Genomic DNA, 15,312 nt, shown 5'->3' with positions numbered 1-15,312 from the left:
CAGTCGGGTGGCGGGACCGGTCGTGACGTCGTGCCGGTCGTGACGTGGAGTGGAGGCGCGGGTTCATGGGTTGGTTCGAGGACAGAGGCGGGCTGGCGGGCAGCGTCGCCGTGGTCACCGGGGGAGCGGGGGGCATCGGCGGGGCCGTGACCACCGACCTGGCGGCCAACGGCGTGCGCCTCGCGGTGGTCGACATCGACAAGGACGCGATCGACGCGCTGCAGGCCGCGCTGGATGAGCAGGGCGCCGAGGCGATCGTGCACCACGGCGACGCCCGCGACCCCGACGTGCTCGCGGCGCTGTTCGCCGCCGTCGACGAACGCTGGGGACGGGTCGACACCCTGGTCAACGTCGTCGGCGGCACCTTCCGCGCACCCTTCGTGGAGACCAGCCCGAACGGCTGGAACGCACTGCTGCGCATGAACCTCATGCACGTGCTGCACGCCTGCTCGCTGGCCGCGCCCCGGATGCAGGCGGGTGGGCGCGGCGGCAGCATCATCAACCTGACCACCATCGAGGCGCACCGGGCCGCCCCCGGGTTCGCGGTCTACTCGGCGGCCAAGGCCGCGGTGGAGCAGTTCGGCCGGACCCTGGCCGTGGAGCTCGCCCCCGACCGGATCCGGGTCAACAACGTCGCCCCCGACTACACCCCGACTCCCAACATGACCAAGATGACAGGCGGCGACGGCGCGTACTCGACCGAGGTCGGGATCCGCGTCGGCATCCCGATGGGCCGGGCCGGCGAGGTCGCCGACGTGTCCGGCTGCGTGGTCTTCCTCGCTTCCGGTCTCTCGACCTACGTCACCGGCTCGACCCTGCACCCCGACGGCGGCACCTACGCCTCGTCGGGATGGCTGAACTGGCCGGGCACCGGTTTCTCGAACCACGCACCGTCGCACGTCCTGGCGAACCTGGGAGCGACCGGCGCCGACCCGTCGGCCGCAGGGGAAGCCGGCTAGGAGCTGCACCTCTTCCTGAACTTCCTGAACCCCGCGGCCGCGCGGACGGTCTGGGGGTCTGGGGGTCAGTCAGTGGCACCGGTGGGTGTTGAGTCGGGCGGCCTGGCGGGTCAGGTGGTCGCGTTCGGCGAGATTGGGTGCCTTGTGGGCTGCTTCGGCGTACAGCCGTGCCGCGGTCGCCAGGTTGCCGTCGCGTTCGTGGAGGTAGGCCGCCACGGCCGCGTGGCGGGGTAGTGAGTCGTCCAGCGCCGCGAGCGCCGCCAGGCCGGCGCGCGGTCCGTCGGCCTGGCCGACGGCCACCGCGCGGTTGAGGCGGATGACCGGGCTGTCGGTCAGGCGCGTGAGCTCGTCGTACCACTCGACGATCTGCACCCAGTCTGTCTCCTCGGTGGTGGGTGCGTCGGCGTGGAGTGCCGCGATGGCGGCCTGGGCCTGGAACTCGCCCAGCTGGTCGCGGGCGAGGGCCGCCTGCAGGATTGCGACGCCCTCGGCGATCGACGTGGTGTCCCACCGGCGGCGGTCCTGCTCGGCGAGGGGGATGAGGCTGCCGTCGGGCGCGGTCCGGGCGGCGCGCCGGGCGTGGTGGAGCAGCATGAGGGCGAGCAGCCCCGCCACCTCGGGGTGGTCAATCGCGGCCGCGAGCTGCCGGGTGAGCCGGATGGCCTCGGCGGCGAGGTCGACGTCACCGGAGTAGCCCTCGTTGAAGACCAGGTAGAGGACGCGCAGCACGGTGGCGACGTCGCCGGGCTGGTCGAACCGCACGCCGGTGACGGTGCGCTTGGCCCGGCTGATGCGCTGCGCCATGGTCGCCTCGGGCACCAGGTAGGCCTGGGCGATCTGGCGGGTGGTCAGCCCGCCGACGGCGCGCAGCGTGAGCGCGACCGCGGACGACGGTGTCAGCGACGGGTGGGCGCACAGGAAGTAGAGCTGGAGCGTGTCGTCGACCGCGGGCGCGGGCCCGGGCGCCGGTTCCTCGTCGGCGAGGTCCTCCCGCCGGCGGCGGGAGGTGTCCGCCCGGGTCGCGTCGAGGAACCGGCGCCAGGCCACGGTGACCAGCCAGCCCTTCGGGTCCCGCGGCGGGTCGGCCGGCCAGACACGGACCGCCTCGACCAGCGCGTCCTGCACGGCGTCCTCGGCCGCCGCGAAGTCGGCTCCGCGGCGGACGAGGATCCCGAGCACGCTCGGTGTGAGGCTCCGGAGCAGGAGCTCGTCCATCCCGGAGGTCACTCCGTGACGGCCCACCTCGGAGGTCAATCCGTGATGGTGGGCGGCGCGGTCAGGAACGGGCGCACCTCGAGCCACTCGTGGATCGGCTTCCCGCCCGCCCCGGGAGCGGCCGACAGCTCCCCGGCCAGCTCGACGGCCCGCTCCTGGCTGTCGACGTCGATCACCATCCAGCCGGCGATGAGGTCCTTGGTCTCGGCGAACGGACCGTCGGTGACCGGCGGGCGGCCCTCGCCGTCGTACCGGACCCACATCCCCTCGGGGGCGAGCGCCTGACCGTCGACGAACTCGCCGGTCCCCTCGAGCCGGGCCGCGAAGTCGTTCATGTACTGGATGTGGGCCGAGATCTCCTCCGGCGTCCACTGGTCCATGGGCACGTCGTTGACCGCGGCCGGGGCGCCGCGGTAGTGCTTGAGCAGCAGGTACTTGGCCATCGTGCTTCTCCTCGGTGCTGGTGCGACCCATCTTGGCCGCCTTCACCACGGGGACGGAGCCAGCCACGGGTTCTCGACATCGCCGTCCGAACTTCTTGGGTCCACGAACAGCAGCGACGAGGCGGCTGAATCAAGAGAAGGCCTCGCGCGCGTCACTGTACGTGTGGTCGGGTGGGCCGCGTCAGAGCAGCCGACGTGCGGCGCCGGTTGGCACCGGCGCTCCGGTGTTCCGTGGAACACCATGATCGGCCGTGGACCTGATGCATAAATCCCCCCGTACCCGGCCCGCACCCGGCCCTGTGGCGCCCCGTCCTGATCCCCCGTTGGCCTGGGCGTGATCGGATGGGCCGGGCCGGCGAGGTCGCCGACGTGTCCGGCTGCGTCGTCTTCCTCGTCTCCGGGCTCTCGACCTACGTCAGTGGTACCCCGTGGCTAACGTGCCGCGGCTCTGGTTGCCCTATGATGCTGGCGGCCGTCATGACAGTGATACTGGCCATGGCGACCGCAATGATCGACAGCCGGCCTGCGAGCGCCGCCCCATCCTGTTCGCCCGGAGCGCCGTATGTGAATATTTTTCCCCGCCGGCTAACCGGTACGTCTCGGTGGAGCTCGGCGGCCAGTACGCCGGCACTAATGACTACGGCATGCTTCGCGCCAGAGTAACGGAAATTGGGCCCTGGGAAGAACTGGAATTTCGCCCTGCGCAATAATATCGATTGGGTGGCCTAGCCCGCGTGGGACGCGACCCGGCGCGCCCTCACAGCGGGCAGACCTTCGTGGATACGGCACTAGCCGAGGGTGATCGGGAGCTTTTCGTAGCCGCGGACGGTGCTGGTGTGCAGGCGGACCGCGCGGTCGTGGTCGACGTCCCATTCGGGGAAACGGTGCAGGGTCTCCTGCAGCGCGACCCGTCCCTCGAGCCGGGCGAGGGATGCGCCGAGGCAGAAGTGCACGCCGTGGCCGAAGGAGACATGGCTGTCGAACCGGCGGTGGATGTCGAACCGGTCGGCGTCGGGGTACTTCCGTTCGTCCCGGCCGGCCGAGCCGGTGAGCAGCAGGACCTTCGACTTGGCGGGGAGGACCGTGCCGTGCAGCTCCACCTCCCTGGTCAGCACCCGGCCCTGCACCGGGGACGGCGCCTCGTAGCGCAGCAGCTCCTCGATCGTGTTGCCGATCAGTGACGGGTCGGCGGTGATCTCGGCGCGCTGGTCGGGGTGCGCGGCCAGGACGAACCCCGCCCAGCCGAGCAGCCGGGCGACCGTCTCGGTGCCGGCGCTGACGAGCAGGTTCGTGAAGTCGGCGGCCTCCTGGGTGGTGAGACGCCGGGAGCCGGTCTCGCTCTTGACCTCCGCCTCGACCAGCGCGGTCATCATGTCGTCGCGGGGCTGGCGGCGGCGGAGCTCGATCTGCTCGCTCCAGTAGGTGTGCAGCTTGATCTGGGCGCCGAACGAGATGTCGTTGATCATCCCGGCGCCTTCCTCGAGGTGGAAGGTCTGGTCGATGAGCTGGCGGACGTCCTCGCGGTCCGCCGGGTCGACCCCGATCAGCTCGGAGATGACCTTGGACGGGAGCTGGGCCGCGAAGTCCTGCACGTAGTCGAACCCGCTCCCGCCCACCTGCGGGTCGAGCATCTCGGCGCACAGCGCCCGGATGGAGTCCTCGAGCGCCGAGATCCGCCGGGGGGTGAACGCCCGGGAGACCAGGGTGCGCAGCTCGGTGTGCGTCGGCGGGTCGATGAAGATGATGAGCCCGGTCTGCATCGGCTCCGGCGACATGATCTCCAGGACGGTGCCGTGCGCCGAGCTGTAGGTCGCCGGATCCCGGTGGGCGGCCTCGACGTCGGCGTGCCGCGACAGCGCGAAGAAGTCGAGCCTGTCGTTGCGGTACACCGGCGCCTCGTCGCGCATCCGTCGCCACACGTCGTACGGCGCAAGGTGGATCACCTTGTCGAACGGATCCCAGCTTAGTTCCGTCATGACCGTGACTATGTCATAACTGGTACGGCTTTGATCCGTCCGCAATGTGCTTCTTGGCGCCGCTCTGTCCCGGTGCTGCGTCGCTACGTCTCTGCGCTGCGCTGATGGGTTCCGGCGCGGCTCACACGCCGTCGCGCTGGAGGAGCAGTACGCCGGACGGCGTGCCGCCGCCGGAGGTGACCACGGCCGTCCGCGCGTCGGCGACCTGCCGCTCGCCGGCCTCGTGGCGAAGCTGGGTGATCGCCTCGTAGAAGAACCCGTACCCGTGGGTGCGGCCCTCGGAGAGCTGGCCGCCGTGCGGGTTGATGGGTAGCTCGCCGTCGATCGCGATCCGCCGGCCCTGGTCCAGCCAGTCCTTGGCCTCGCCGATGCCGCAGAATCCCAGCGCCTCGATCCAGGAGATCGCGTTGAAGGTGAAGCCGTCGTAGACCAGGGCCAGGTCGACATCCGAGGGGCGCATGTCCGTTCTGGTCCACAGATGCGAGGACTGGCCCAGCACCTGCGGCTCGTGCGTGATGATGCCCTGGTCCCAGGAGACCCGCTCGAGGATCTGCGTCCCGACCGCCTCGACGCGGATGGCCGGCTTCGGCAGGTCGCCGGCCACCGAGGCGTCGGAGACGATGACCGCGATCGACGCGTCGCACGGGACGTCGCAGTCGTAGAGCCCGAACGGCGTCGTGATGGGCCGCGCCGACATGTAGTCGTCGAGGGTCAGCGGCTCCCGGTAGATGGCCGCCGGGTTGCGCGCCGCGCCGGCCCGGCCGTTGAGGGCGATCGCGGCGAGCATCTCCCGGTCGGCGCCGTAACGGTGGAAGTACTGGTTGGCGTTCATGGCGATCCAGTTCGCCGCCGACAGCGCCCCGAACGGCGCGCGCCACAGCGAAGAAGGGTTGGAGACCCGCGCGGGTGCCTGGCCCAGGCCGAGCGCCCGGTAGGTGGACTCCCACACCGTCCGGAAGCACAGGACGTGCCGGCACAGGCCCGAGGCGACCGCCATCATCGCGGTGATGACCGAGCCACCCGGGCCGGGCAGGTCGCCGCCGCCGTTCGTCCAGGTCGGGTGGATGCGCAGCGCCTCCTCGACGGCGCTCACCCCGCCCTCGCTCATTCCCGCCGCGCCGGCCCCCGGGTAGGTGGAGAGCCCGTCGATGTCCTCCAGCCGCAGGCCGGCGTCCTCGACTGCCTTGAGGCAGGCGTCGATGGTCAGCGACAGCGGGTCGACCATCAGCCGGCGCCCGATCGCCGAGCGCCCGATGCCGGAGAGGACCGCGCGGTGCTCGAAGCGGTCCGAGCTCAGCGGCGCGCGGGGGGTGGGCAGGTTCGGCTCACCGACGCGGTCGGTCGGGTCGGTTGTGCCGGTCGGCTCGAACAGCGCCAGCCAGACGTCCTCGTGCTGCTCGAAGCGGACGTCGACCTCCTGGCCGATGTGCACGTCCTTCGGCTCGCAGCCGATGATGTTCGTGGTCAGCCGGACGCCGGCGTCCTCCACCAGGGCCACGTTGGCGATCACGTAGGGCGGCTTCATCGCCGGTGACCACTGCTGCGCGTTCACCGTGAACCCGACGACCGTGGCCCGGCCGGACACCGCCGTCGGCGCCCAGTTGCGGCTGCGGCACTTCGGGCAGATCGGCACCGGCGGGTGAACGAGCTGGCCGCAGTCGGAACAGCCCTGCACCCGCAGGGTGCCGTCGGCGCCGGAGGTCCAGAACCACTCGGTGGCGGGGGTGAGCTCGGGGAGTGGGCGCATCGCTGCTGGTCGTCCTCTCTGTGCCACGGCCGTCAGCGGGCCGGGGCCGTCTGTGTGCCGCGGCCGGCCGCGGCCGGGAATGTCCTGGTCACGGCGTAGACAGCGAGCCGGTCGCCGTCTCCGGAGTCCCGGACCTCGACCTTGCCGAGGCCACCGGATCCCACGGTCGCCGTCGCAACGGCGGGGCCGGTTCGCACCGGCCGCAGGTAGCGCAACGCCAGAACCGAAAGGTTGGTGGGGCCCGCGGCGAGGGACAGCGCGGCCTCCTCGGCCGCCAGGGCGATCAGCCCGCCGTTGAGGCTGCGGGACGCGTTCAGCCCATCGTGCCCGTGCGCCAGCACGGCGACGCCCGGCTCGCGGATCTCGCACCGCGCGCGCTCGGCGAAGGGGACCCGCAGCCGCCCGCGCTGCACGGGCAGCTCCCGGCGCCGCAGCATCTCCGGGTCCATCAGCATCGCCGGGTCGGGGGCCGCCATGAACGAGGCTACGCCGGCGGCGATGCCGCGGCCGTCGGCGCCGGTCAGCTCGATCTCGATGACCGCGACCGACTGGCCCTTCTTCACCAGGCGCCCGGCGGCGTCGACCCGCTCGAGCTCCCGCAGCGGTTCGTGGACGTGGATGTCGAGGTCGAGGGTGACCGGGACGCGCGGCTGGAGGAAGTCCAGCACCATGTATCCCGCGACGATGTCCGCCCAGGTGGCGAGGATCGACGTGCGGATGCTGGTCGTACCGGGCACGAACATCTCGGGAACGACCGCCGCGGACCCGTGGAGCTCGTCGCCCACGCGGGTCGTCCGGAATCCGAGCTCGTTGATGATGTGCGCGTCCGGCAGCCGCTCGTCACTGTTCGTGGTTGTCATTCCACCCTGTTCCGGGAAGGAGCCCCCGTGTTACCACCGTCCCGCCGGGGGCGGTCAGCGACCGTGCCGGGTGCCGGCACCCGGCACCCGGCACGGTCATGCGTCGGGCCTAGCGGCCGGAGAGGAACCGGACGATGGGTGTGGCCGGGGGGAAGACCTCGGTGAGGCCGGCGGAGAAGTACCCCGAGTCGGTGACGATGGTGATGCCGTTGATGGCGGAGGCGGCGTCGCTGCAGAGGAACAGCAGCGGGTAGGCCTGCTCCAGCGAGGTCGCGGCCTCGATGCCCAGCTCGGCCCGGTAGTCGGCGCCGAAGCCGAGCCAGGTCTCCTTGTTCGTCTGGGCGAGGGGGGTGTCGGTGGGGCCGGGGCAGATCGCGTTGATGCGGATGCCCTGCTTGAGCAGGGGCATCGCCTGGGTGGCGACGTAGGCGCAGACGGCCTGCTTGCTCCACATGTAGTCGGCCTTGCCGTGCTCGACGGCCCACTTGGTGGCTTCGTCGAAGTCGGTGATGGCCAGGTATTCCTTGAGTAGCGGGAGGTTGGCCTCCCAGCCGAGGCCGGCCGCGGAGGAGATGAAGCCGATCGCGGAGCCGCGGGGCAGCAGCCCGCCGGCCAGCAGGCGGTCGATGAGGTAGCGGTGGCCGATGAAGTTGATCCGCTCGATGCCCGGGGTGCCGTCGGCGACGCCGGCGGCGGAGAGCAGGGCGTGGACGGGTCCGCCGAGCTGGTCGACGGCTGTGTCGATGGAGGCGGCGTCGGCGAGGTTCACGTGGATCGACTTCGCACCGGGGAGGGTGACCTCGGCGTAGTCGGCGACGATGACCTCGGCGCCCGCTGCCTGGGCGAGCTCGGCGGCGGCGGCACCCATGCCGGTCGCGCCGCCGACCACGAGGACCCGCTTCCCGTCGAATCGGAACGCGTCGAACAGCGTCATCTCAATGTCTCCTGGCTCTTCGTTGAGGTGGGGGTCATGCGACGACGCCGCGGATCTTGAGGTCGAGGACGGCGTCGGTGTCGAGTCCGAGCTCGGTGAGGATCTCGTCGCCGTGCTCGTTGAACAGCGGCGCCCGGCCCGCCGGCGCGGGCTTCCCGCCGTACTGCACCGGGGCGGCGGCCATCCGGAACGGGATGCCGGCGGCGGTGGCGCAGTCCTGGACGTACCCGTTGGCGACGGCCTGCGGGTCCGCGGCGGCCTCCAGGGTGTCCTGCACGACCGTCCACTGGCCGATGAAGGTCGCCAACCGCTCACGCCACTCGGCCAGCGGGTGCTCGGCGAAGGCGGCCTCGAGGATCGCGATGGCCTCCCGGCTGTTCGCCATCAGCGCGGCGTGGTCGACGAAACGCGGGTCGGCGCCGAGCTCGGGACGCCCGATGGCCTCGCACATCGGCGCCCAGTACTTCCCGGCCTGCAGGCAGGTGAACGACAGCCAGCGGCCGTCCTTGGTCTGGTAGTTCCCGGTCAGCGGGTTGGAACGCGGCGCGTCCAGCGGCGGCGGGGTCCACGGGATGTCGAGCAGCAGCGACAGGGCGAGGGCCTGACCCATCGCCCACATCCCGGTGGCCATCAGGGAGACGTCGACCTCGGTGGCCTCACCGGTGCGCTCGCGGTGGAACAACGCGCCCATGATCCCGCCGGCGATCGTCATCGCGCCGATCGAGTCACCGAAACCGGGCGCGGGCGGGACCGGGACATGGCTGTACTCCGGGCGCATGCTGCCGACCGCGACGCCGGCGCGGGCCCAGAAGGCCAGCGAGTCGTAGGAGCCACGGTCAGCGTCCGGCCCGCGTTCGCCCTGCCCGGTCCCGCGGACGTAGATGATGTTCGGGTTGTGGGCGCGGATGTCCTCGACATCAACATGCAGCTTGGTACGCACGCTGGGCAGCTTGTTCGTCAGGAACACATCGCAGGTGCCGGCGAGCTTGTAGAGGATGTCGCGGCCGGCCTGGGAGGTCAGGTCGAGGCCGAGGCTGCGCTTGCCACGGTTGGAGTGCTCCAACAGCACGTGGACGTCCTTCGGGACGACCGCGACACCCGAGGACGCCAGCGCGCGCATCGCGTCCCCACGCTCGACGTGCTCGATCTTGATGACGTCGGCGCCCCAGTCCGACAGCAACGCGGACGCAGCGGGTACGAACGTGTGCTCAGCGACCTCGAGAATCCGTACACCCTGCATCACCGCGGTCATGAAACCCCTCCCGCCCAGGAAGCGGTCGGCGTTCCTGCCGGCCGACAAGTATTTAACATTGACGTCGATACCAGCTTCTACTCGAGTCGGTCCAGGGACAGCCCGGCGCCCGTGTCGGGTGCCCCCGGGACGGGCTGCCGCCGGACGCCGCCGGCCGCGGCCCGCCGACACGCTCGGACGGAGCCGCACAAACACCCTGCAACGCCTGTGACGACACTCTCATGTCGCCGTCGCAGAGGCCAGGAGCTCTCTCGGTAGCTGGTGATCGGCTTGTCGGCCGGTGGAGGTGCCGGTCGCGTCGGCGCGATGCCGGCACCGCGCCGACGCGACCGGTGACGCGGTGTCAGCGTCGCCGCCGGCACCGACGCGGTGTCAGCGGGGCGCCATCCGTAGTGCGCCGTCGAGCCGGATGACCTCGCCGTTGAGGTAGGAGTTCTCGAGCAGGTCGGTGGCCAGGCGGCCGAAGTCGGCCGGAGTGCCCAGCCGCTTCGGGTGCGGCACCCCCGCGGCCAGGCCGTCACGGATGTCGTCGCGCAGCCGGCCCAGCATCGGGGTCTCGAACACGCCGGGGGCGATGGTGTTCACCCGGATCGCCCAGCTCGCCAGGTCCCGGGCCGCGACGATCGTCATCCCGCGCACCCCGGCCTTCGCGCTGGCGTAGGCGGTCTGCCCGATCTGGCCTTCGAAGGCCGCGACGGAGGCGGTCAGCACGATCGCGCCGCGGTCGCCGTCGAGCAGCTCCTCGTTCTTCGCCATCCGCTGCGCGGCCAGCCGCACGACGTTGTACGTGCCCACCAGGTTGACCCGGATGACGTCGGCGTAGCTGTCGAGCGGGCCGGCGTTGCCCTGCTTGTCGAGGATGCGGTTGCGGTCGCCGCCCCGGCCGGCGCAGTGCACGACGGCACGCAGCGGGCCGTCGGACGCGGCCTCGTCCAGCGCCGCCTCGAACTGCTCGGCGTCGGTGATGTCCGCGGCGACGAAGCGCACGCCGAGCTCGGCGGCGACGTCCTTGCCCGGCGACGACGGCAGGTCCACGACGGTGACCGCCGCGCCGCGCTCCAGCAGGACCCGCGCGGTACCCAGGCCCAGGCCCGACGCGCCGCCGGTGACCAGAACCGACCTTCCGTTGAGCAGCACGAATCCTCCTGTACGAGTGTTCGGGATGGCGGCCGCCGAGGTGTCCGTGGCGGCAGCCGCGACAGTTCGACCCACGACGATTTCGGGCCAGGACAATCCGGCCGTAGTCGCGACAATATTGACGGTCGCGTCAGACCGAGCCTACGCTGTGGTGCAGAGCACAGGCCGTACTTCGCGTCGCGGTCGACCGGCGGCGCGGTCGCCCTGGCCTGGTTGTTCTCCCGCACCCCTGCTCGTCGGCTTCGCGCCGACCCTGTCGGCACGAGTCCTGCCGGCGCTACTCTTCGTCGGCTGGTGCGCGATGGCCGGTGCTTGTACCAAATTGTCTGCCATACCGACTCCGCTGTCACATCGACGTTGCTGTCACACGATGCCGCCGTCAACGCCGCCGTCATGCCGGTGCCGCGCGCGTCCCGGCGTCCAAGAGGGGATGACAACCATGGGGAAGCACAGGGTCGTGCAGTGGGCGACCGGCAACATCGGCACGTACGCGTTACGTGCCGTCATCGAGCACCCTGGCCTCGAGCTGGCCGGTGTCTTCGTGCACTCGGCGGAGAAGGCGGGCCGCGACGCCGGTGACCTCGCCGGCGTCGGCGCGACCGGCGTGGCCGCGACCGCCGACGCCGACGAGGTCCTCGCGCTCGGCGCCGACTGCGTCCTCTACATGCCCAGGTACTTCGACGTCGACGAGGTCAGCCGGATCCTCGCCTCGGGCGCGAACATCGTCACGACCCGCGGCGAGTTCCACCGGCCGGAGGACATCGACCCCGAGGTGCGCAAGCAGGTCGAGGCGGCCTGCGAGCAGGGCGGCAGCTCCATCCACAGCACCGGCAGCAGCCCCGGGTTCATCTCGGAGGCGCTTCCCCTGGTGCTGTCCTCCATCCAGCGCCGGCTCGACCGGCTGGCCATCCAGGAGTTCGCCGACCTTTCCCGGCGGGACTCGCCGGGGCTGCTGTTCGACGTGATGGGCTTCGGTCAGGCACCGGGCGAGTTCGACGAGGGCCGCCTCTCCCACGGCAAGACCAGCTTCGGCCCCTCGCTGAACCTCGTCGCCGACGCGCTCGGGATGCCGCTCGACGGGCTGGAGGCCTCCGGAGATGTGGGGACCTCGGCCAAGCCGGTGCACATCGCCGCCGGCACGCTGGAGGCGGGCACGGTGGTCGCCCAGCGGCTGACGGTGTCGGGCCTGCGCGGCGGCCGCGAGGTCATGAGCTTCCGGGCTACCTGGTACTGCACCGCCGACATCGAGCAGGACTGGGACATCCGCGCCACCGGCTGGCACGTCGCCGTCGAGGGTGACGCTCCCCTCGACATCGACCTGCGCTTCCCGATCCCGATGGAGCGCATGGCGGCGGTCGCGCCCGCGTACACCGCCAACCGTGCCGTCAACGCCGTGCCCGCCGTCTGCGCGGCCGCGCCGGGCATCCGCACCACGGTCGACCTCCCGCAGATCTTCGCCACCGCGCTCGGATAACCGCACGGCGCGGACGCCGCGTGGGCGGCCTCGCCGTGGGCGGGCGGGCGCGTGGCGTGGCGTGGCGGCCCGGCCGTCGCGCACCGCGACCCGCTCGACGCCGGGTCACGTCACCGCCCGGTGGGCCGCCTCAGGTGTTGCGCCCGCCGTTGACGCCGAGGATCTGGCCGGTGATGTACCCGGCCTCCTCGGAGATCAGGAAGGCGCAGGCCGCCGCGATGTCCTCCGCCCGCCCGACCCGGCGCACCGGCGTGCGCTGGATGTGGTCCTCGATCGTGCCGCCCAGCAGCCCGCGCGCCTCGGCCCCGCGCAGCATGGGGGTGTCGACGAATCCGGGCGGCACCGCGTTGACGGTGATGCCGGCCGGGCCCAGCTCCAGCGCCAGGGCCTTGGTCAGCCCGTTGACGGCGGACTTGGCCGCCACGTAGTGCGCCATCAGCGGCTGGCCCGAGTGCGCGCTGGACGACGAGATGTTGACGATGCGCCCCCAGCCTGCGCCGACCATGTCGGGTAGAACCGCCTGGATGCAGTGGTAGACGCCGTTGAGGTTGACGTCGATGACCCGCTTCCAGGTCTCGAAGTCGATGTTGGCGAACTGCCGGAAGCCGTCGATCCCGGCCGCGTTGACCAGGACGGTCACCGGCCCGAACCGCTCCCGGACGGCGGTCAGCGCCGCGTCGATCTGGGCCCGGTCGGTCACGTCCGTCGGGCCGGTCGGGTCGGACTCCGGGGGCTTCAGGTCGAGCACGGCGACGTTGTACCCATCGGCCCGCAGACGGTCCGCGACGGCCAGGCCGATGCCCGAACCACCGCCGGTCACCACCGCCGTCCTCACGCGAACGCCTCGTCGCCCACGATCGTCGTGCGCTGCATGGTCCGCTCGGAGGTCGGGTCGTAGGGCATGGCGCGGTGCAGTACCCCGGTATTGTCCCAGACGACCAGGTCGCCGACCTCCCAGTCATGGGTGTAGCTGAAGCGCTCCTGGGTGGACCAGTCGAGCAGCTCGTCGAGCAGCGCCCGGCTCTCCTCGGCCTCCATGCCGACGATGTGGTCGGTGGTCGCGCCGATCACCAGCGAGCGGCGGCCGTCGCGGCGCCGCCAGACCAGGGACGTCTCGTGCGGGGGAAGGGCACGCCAGGCGGCCAGTTCCTCGGGGGTGGGGTCCGGCTTCACCAGCCGCTGCGCCGCCTCGAAGCTGTGCACGACGCGCAGTCCGTCGATGCGCTTGCGCTCCAGCTCGGGAAGGCTCTCGTAGGCCGCGTAGGTGCTGGCGAACTGTGTCCCGCCGCCGACCATCGCGACGTGCCGCGCGGTCAGGGTGGTCGCCTTGCTCGGCACATCGTCGTTGGTCCCGTCGATGTGCCAGTGGAACGTGCCCTTGAGGTACTCGGCGGCCGGGGTCTTGGCCGGGTCCAGCGAGATCGTGAAGATCTCCCTGCCGGCGAGCGAGATGACATCGCCCAGCTTGTGGCTGAAGGCGAGCTGCGCCTCGTCGTCGAGGTGCGCGCCGCGGACGAGCAGCACCCCGCGCCACTTCAGCGCCTCGACGCAGCGGCTGATCAGGGTGTCGTCCAGGATGTCGCCGACGCCGTCGACGGCGACTCCCAGGTGTGGGGTGAGTGCCCTTGTCTTGGCCATGAGAATCTCCTTTTCTTCTAGCGAAACTATATTCTCGCCAGTCGATCGACCGTATGGCCGAGTGAGGAGAACGCCGTGGGCAGGTGCGACGGCGCCTCACCGGGGCGGTGGGACACTGCCACGCAACGATCACCGGGAGTCGCCGGCCGCCTTCGCCGGTGCCGGGCTGACGACTGTGCTCTCACTGACGGTCCGGTTGATTCGCTTGTCCCGAGAATGTAACTTTCAGTCATCCTTTCCGGGCGTCGGCAGGTGGCGGCGGTCCGTGCCTCACCCCGGCCGGCGACGTCGGCCCTACCGGCGATGTCGGTCCTGCCGGCGATGTCGGCCGGTCGGCGCGGCCGCGCGGGGCACGCGGGTGCCCGCGCGCCGGTTCCGACGGCGATGCCCGGGAGCCGGTGCCGTGGAGCTGGAGGCGCACGTGGAGCACGTGGAGCACGAGACGATCGCGCGGGCGGCCGCATGAGGCCGCTCGAGGGGGTCCGGGTTCTCGAGGTGGCGATGTACGGCTTCGTGCCGTCCGCGGGCGGGGTGCTCGCCGACTGGGGCGCCGAGGTCATCAAGGTCGAGCACGCCGTGACCGGCGACCCGCAGCGTGGGCTGAAGCAGACCGGCAACCTCAAGGTCGGCGACGGGCCGAACCCGAACATCGAGCACGCGAACCGCGGCAAGCGCAGCCTCGGCCTCGACATGTCGAAGCCGGAGGGCAAGGCGGTCCTCGAGGAGCTGATCCGGCGCGCGGACGTGTTCCTGACCAGCTTCCTGCCGCGCTCGCGCCGCAGTCTCGGCATCGACGTCGACGACGTCCGCGCGATCAACCCGAAGATCATCTATGCGCGTGGCAGCGCGCTGGGCCCGCGCGGCGTCGAGTCGGAGAAGGGCGGTTTCGACATGACCGCCTTCTGGGCGCGTGCCTCCTGCGCGGCCAGCATCACCCCCCGCAGCCGCGACGGCATGACGCCGCCGCCGGGGCCGGCCTACGGCGACACGATCTCGGGCACGAACCTCGCCGGTGGGATCGCGGCGGCCCTGTTCAGCCGGGAGCGCACCGGCGAGCCGTCCGTCGTGGACGTCTCGCTGCTGGGCAGCGGGCTGTGGGCGATGGGGCAGTCGATCGCCCTGTCGCTCATGCTCGACGAGCCGCTGGTGGCCCCCGAGCCCGGCTCGCTCGCCTCGCCCAACCCGCTGTCGGCGCTGTACCGGACCTCCGACGGCCGGTTCCTCTCGCTCGTCATGCTGCAGGCCGGCCGGTACTGGCCGGACGTCTGCCGTCACATCGACCGGCCGGAGCTGGCCGACGACCCGCGGTTCGCCACCGCCGAGCTGATCGCGGCCAACGCCGAGGAGGCGGTGAAGCTGCTCAGGGAGGCGTTCGCCGCCCGCACCCTGGCGGAGTGGACCGAGCGGCTGGCCACGCTCTCCGGGCCGTGGGCCCCGGTGCAGGACTCGTTGCAGGTGGGCGGCGACGCCCAGATCCGGGCGAACGAGTACCTGCTCCCGGCCGGGGAGATCGAGCTCGTCTCCAGCCCGGTTCAGTTCGACGTGTCCGCCCCCGAGCTCGGACCCGCCCCCGAGTTCGCCGCCCAGACCGAGGAGATCCTCATGGAACTGGGCCTGGACTGGGACCGCATCATCGAGCTCAAGGGTGCCGGCGCGGTCACCTGAGCCCGACACACG

The 15,312-nt window shown here is 71.4% G+C and carries 13 protein-coding genes; 3 read left to right on the top strand and 10 right to left on the bottom strand.

Going from position 1 to position 15,312, the window contains the following annotated elements; translation table 11 throughout:
• Positions 1-65 precede the first annotated feature (65 nt).
• The gene (locus FRANEAN1_RS21045; RefSeq protein ID WP_020461843.1) at positions 66-959 is read left to right on the top strand and encodes an SDR family oxidoreductase; all 894 of its coding nucleotides are present in this window, start codon (positions 66-68) and stop codon (positions 957-959) included.
• A 69-nt stretch (positions 960-1,028) separates the two neighbouring features.
• Here the strand turns inward: FRANEAN1_RS21045 and FRANEAN1_RS21040 are convergent, their stop codons facing one another.
• The 8 genes from FRANEAN1_RS21040 to FRANEAN1_RS21005 form a co-directional block, all read right to left on the bottom strand.
• Positions 1,029-2,174: a DUF6596 domain-containing protein gene (locus FRANEAN1_RS21040; RefSeq protein ID WP_020461842.1), complete on the bottom strand. Its 1,146-nt coding sequence runs from the start codon at positions 2,172-2,174 to the stop codon at positions 1,029-1,031.
• 35 nt (positions 2,175-2,209) lie between these two features.
• Positions 2,210-2,617: a YciI family protein gene (locus FRANEAN1_RS21035; protein ID WP_020461841.1), complete on the bottom strand. Its 408-nt coding sequence runs from the start codon at positions 2,615-2,617 to the stop codon at positions 2,210-2,212.
• Between the two features lie 788 nt (positions 2,618-3,405).
• Complete coding sequence (locus tag FRANEAN1_RS21030) at positions 3,406-4,593, bottom strand: cytochrome P450 (protein ID WP_020461840.1); 1,188 nt, start codon at positions 4,591-4,593, stop codon at positions 3,406-3,408.
• A gap of 121 nt (positions 4,594-4,714) precedes the next feature.
• Entirely contained in the window at positions 4,715-6,340 is a 1,626-nt protein-coding gene (locus tag FRANEAN1_RS21025; RefSeq protein WP_020461839.1) for an OB-fold domain-containing protein, read from the bottom strand.
• Positions 6,341-6,372: 32 nt separating this feature from the next.
• Complete coding sequence (locus FRANEAN1_RS21020) at positions 6,373-7,200, bottom strand: PaaI family thioesterase (protein ID WP_020461838.1); 828 nt, start codon at positions 7,198-7,200, stop codon at positions 6,373-6,375.
• A 109-nt stretch (positions 7,201-7,309) separates the two neighbouring features.
• Positions 7,310-8,134 carry an SDR family oxidoreductase gene (locus FRANEAN1_RS21015; RefSeq protein WP_020461837.1) on the bottom strand — a complete coding sequence of 275 codons (825 nt, stop codon included), beginning with the start codon at positions 8,132-8,134 and terminating at the stop codon, positions 7,310-7,312.
• Between the two features lie 34 nt (positions 8,135-8,168).
• Positions 8,169-9,386: a CoA transferase gene (locus tag FRANEAN1_RS21010; protein WP_020458232.1), complete on the bottom strand. Its 1,218-nt coding sequence runs from the start codon at positions 9,384-9,386 to the stop codon at positions 8,169-8,171.
• Positions 9,387-9,758: 372 nt separating this feature from the next.
• Positions 9,759-10,523, bottom strand: coding sequence for an SDR family NAD(P)-dependent oxidoreductase (locus FRANEAN1_RS21005; protein ID WP_020461835.1), 765 nt, complete (start codon positions 10,521-10,523; stop codon positions 9,759-9,761).
• Between the two features lie 439 nt (positions 10,524-10,962).
• On the opposite strand from FRANEAN1_RS21005, the gene FRANEAN1_RS21000 reads away from it, so the two are divergent.
• A complete protein-coding gene (locus FRANEAN1_RS21000) occupies positions 10,963-11,997 on the top strand; it encodes a dihydrodipicolinate reductase (RefSeq protein ID WP_020461834.1) in 1,035 nt (344 codons plus the stop codon).
• Between the two features lie 130 nt (positions 11,998-12,127).
• Here FRANEAN1_RS21000 and FRANEAN1_RS20995 read toward each other — a convergent pair whose 3' ends face one another.
• Both FRANEAN1_RS20995 and FRANEAN1_RS20990 read right to left on the bottom strand, forming a co-directional pair.
• Positions 12,128-12,832: an SDR family NAD(P)-dependent oxidoreductase gene (locus FRANEAN1_RS20995; protein WP_020461833.1), complete on the bottom strand. Its 705-nt coding sequence runs from the start codon at positions 12,830-12,832 to the stop codon at positions 12,128-12,130.
• Entirely contained in the window at positions 12,829-13,635 is an 807-nt protein-coding gene (locus FRANEAN1_RS20990; RefSeq protein WP_020461832.1) for a TauD/TfdA family dioxygenase, read from the bottom strand. The genes FRANEAN1_RS20995 and FRANEAN1_RS20990 overlap by 4 nt, the downstream gene beginning before the upstream one ends.
• 462 nt (positions 13,636-14,097) lie before the next feature.
• Between FRANEAN1_RS20990 and FRANEAN1_RS20985 the strand changes: the two genes are divergently transcribed.
• Positions 14,098-15,300: a CoA transferase gene (locus FRANEAN1_RS20985; RefSeq protein ID WP_041254513.1), complete on the top strand. Its 1,203-nt coding sequence runs from the start codon at positions 14,098-14,100 to the stop codon at positions 15,298-15,300.
• Positions 15,301-15,312: the final 12 nt, after the last annotated feature.

The sequence above is a fragment of the Parafrankia sp. EAN1pec genome, assembly GCF_000018005.1.
Lineage (GTDB): Bacteria > Actinomycetota > Actinomycetes > Frankiales > Frankiaceae > Parafrankia > Parafrankia soli.
This window is presented reverse-complemented; position numbering and strand designations above follow the sequence as displayed.

Coding starts and splice junctions, on each gene's coding strand:
- FRANEAN1_RS21045 (WP_020461843.1), top strand. CDS start 66: ATGGGTTGGTTCGAGGACAGAGGCGGGCTGGCGGGCAGCGTCGCCGTG.
- FRANEAN1_RS21040 (WP_020461842.1), bottom strand. CDS start 2,174: ATGGACGAGCTCCTGCTCCGGAGCCTCACACCGAGCGTGCTCGGGATC.
- FRANEAN1_RS21035 (WP_020461841.1), bottom strand. CDS start 2,617: ATGGCCAAGTACCTGCTGCTCAAGCACTACCGCGGCGCCCCGGCCGCG.
- FRANEAN1_RS21030 (WP_020461840.1), bottom strand. CDS start 4,593: ATGACGGAACTAAGCTGGGATCCGTTCGACAAGGTGATCCACCTTGCG.
- FRANEAN1_RS21025 (WP_020461839.1), bottom strand. CDS start 6,340: ATGCGCCCACTCCCCGAGCTCACCCCCGCCACCGAGTGGTTCTGGACC.
- FRANEAN1_RS21020 (WP_020461838.1), bottom strand. CDS start 7,200: ATGACAACCACGAACAGTGACGAGCGGCTGCCGGACGCGCACATCATC.
- FRANEAN1_RS21015 (WP_020461837.1), bottom strand. CDS start 8,134: ATGACGCTGTTCGACGCGTTCCGATTCGACGGGAAGCGGGTCCTCGTG.
- FRANEAN1_RS21010 (WP_020458232.1), bottom strand. CDS start 9,386: ATGACCGCGGTGATGCAGGGTGTACGGATTCTCGAGGTCGCTGAGCAC.
- FRANEAN1_RS21000 (WP_020461834.1), top strand. CDS start 10,963: ATGGGGAAGCACAGGGTCGTGCAGTGGGCGACCGGCAACATCGGCACG.
- FRANEAN1_RS20990 (WP_020461832.1), bottom strand. CDS start 13,635: ATGGCCAAGACAAGGGCACTCACCCCACACCTGGGAGTCGCCGTCGAC.
- FRANEAN1_RS20985 (WP_041254513.1), top strand. CDS start 14,098: ATGAGGCCGCTCGAGGGGGTCCGGGTTCTCGAGGTGGCGATGTACGGC.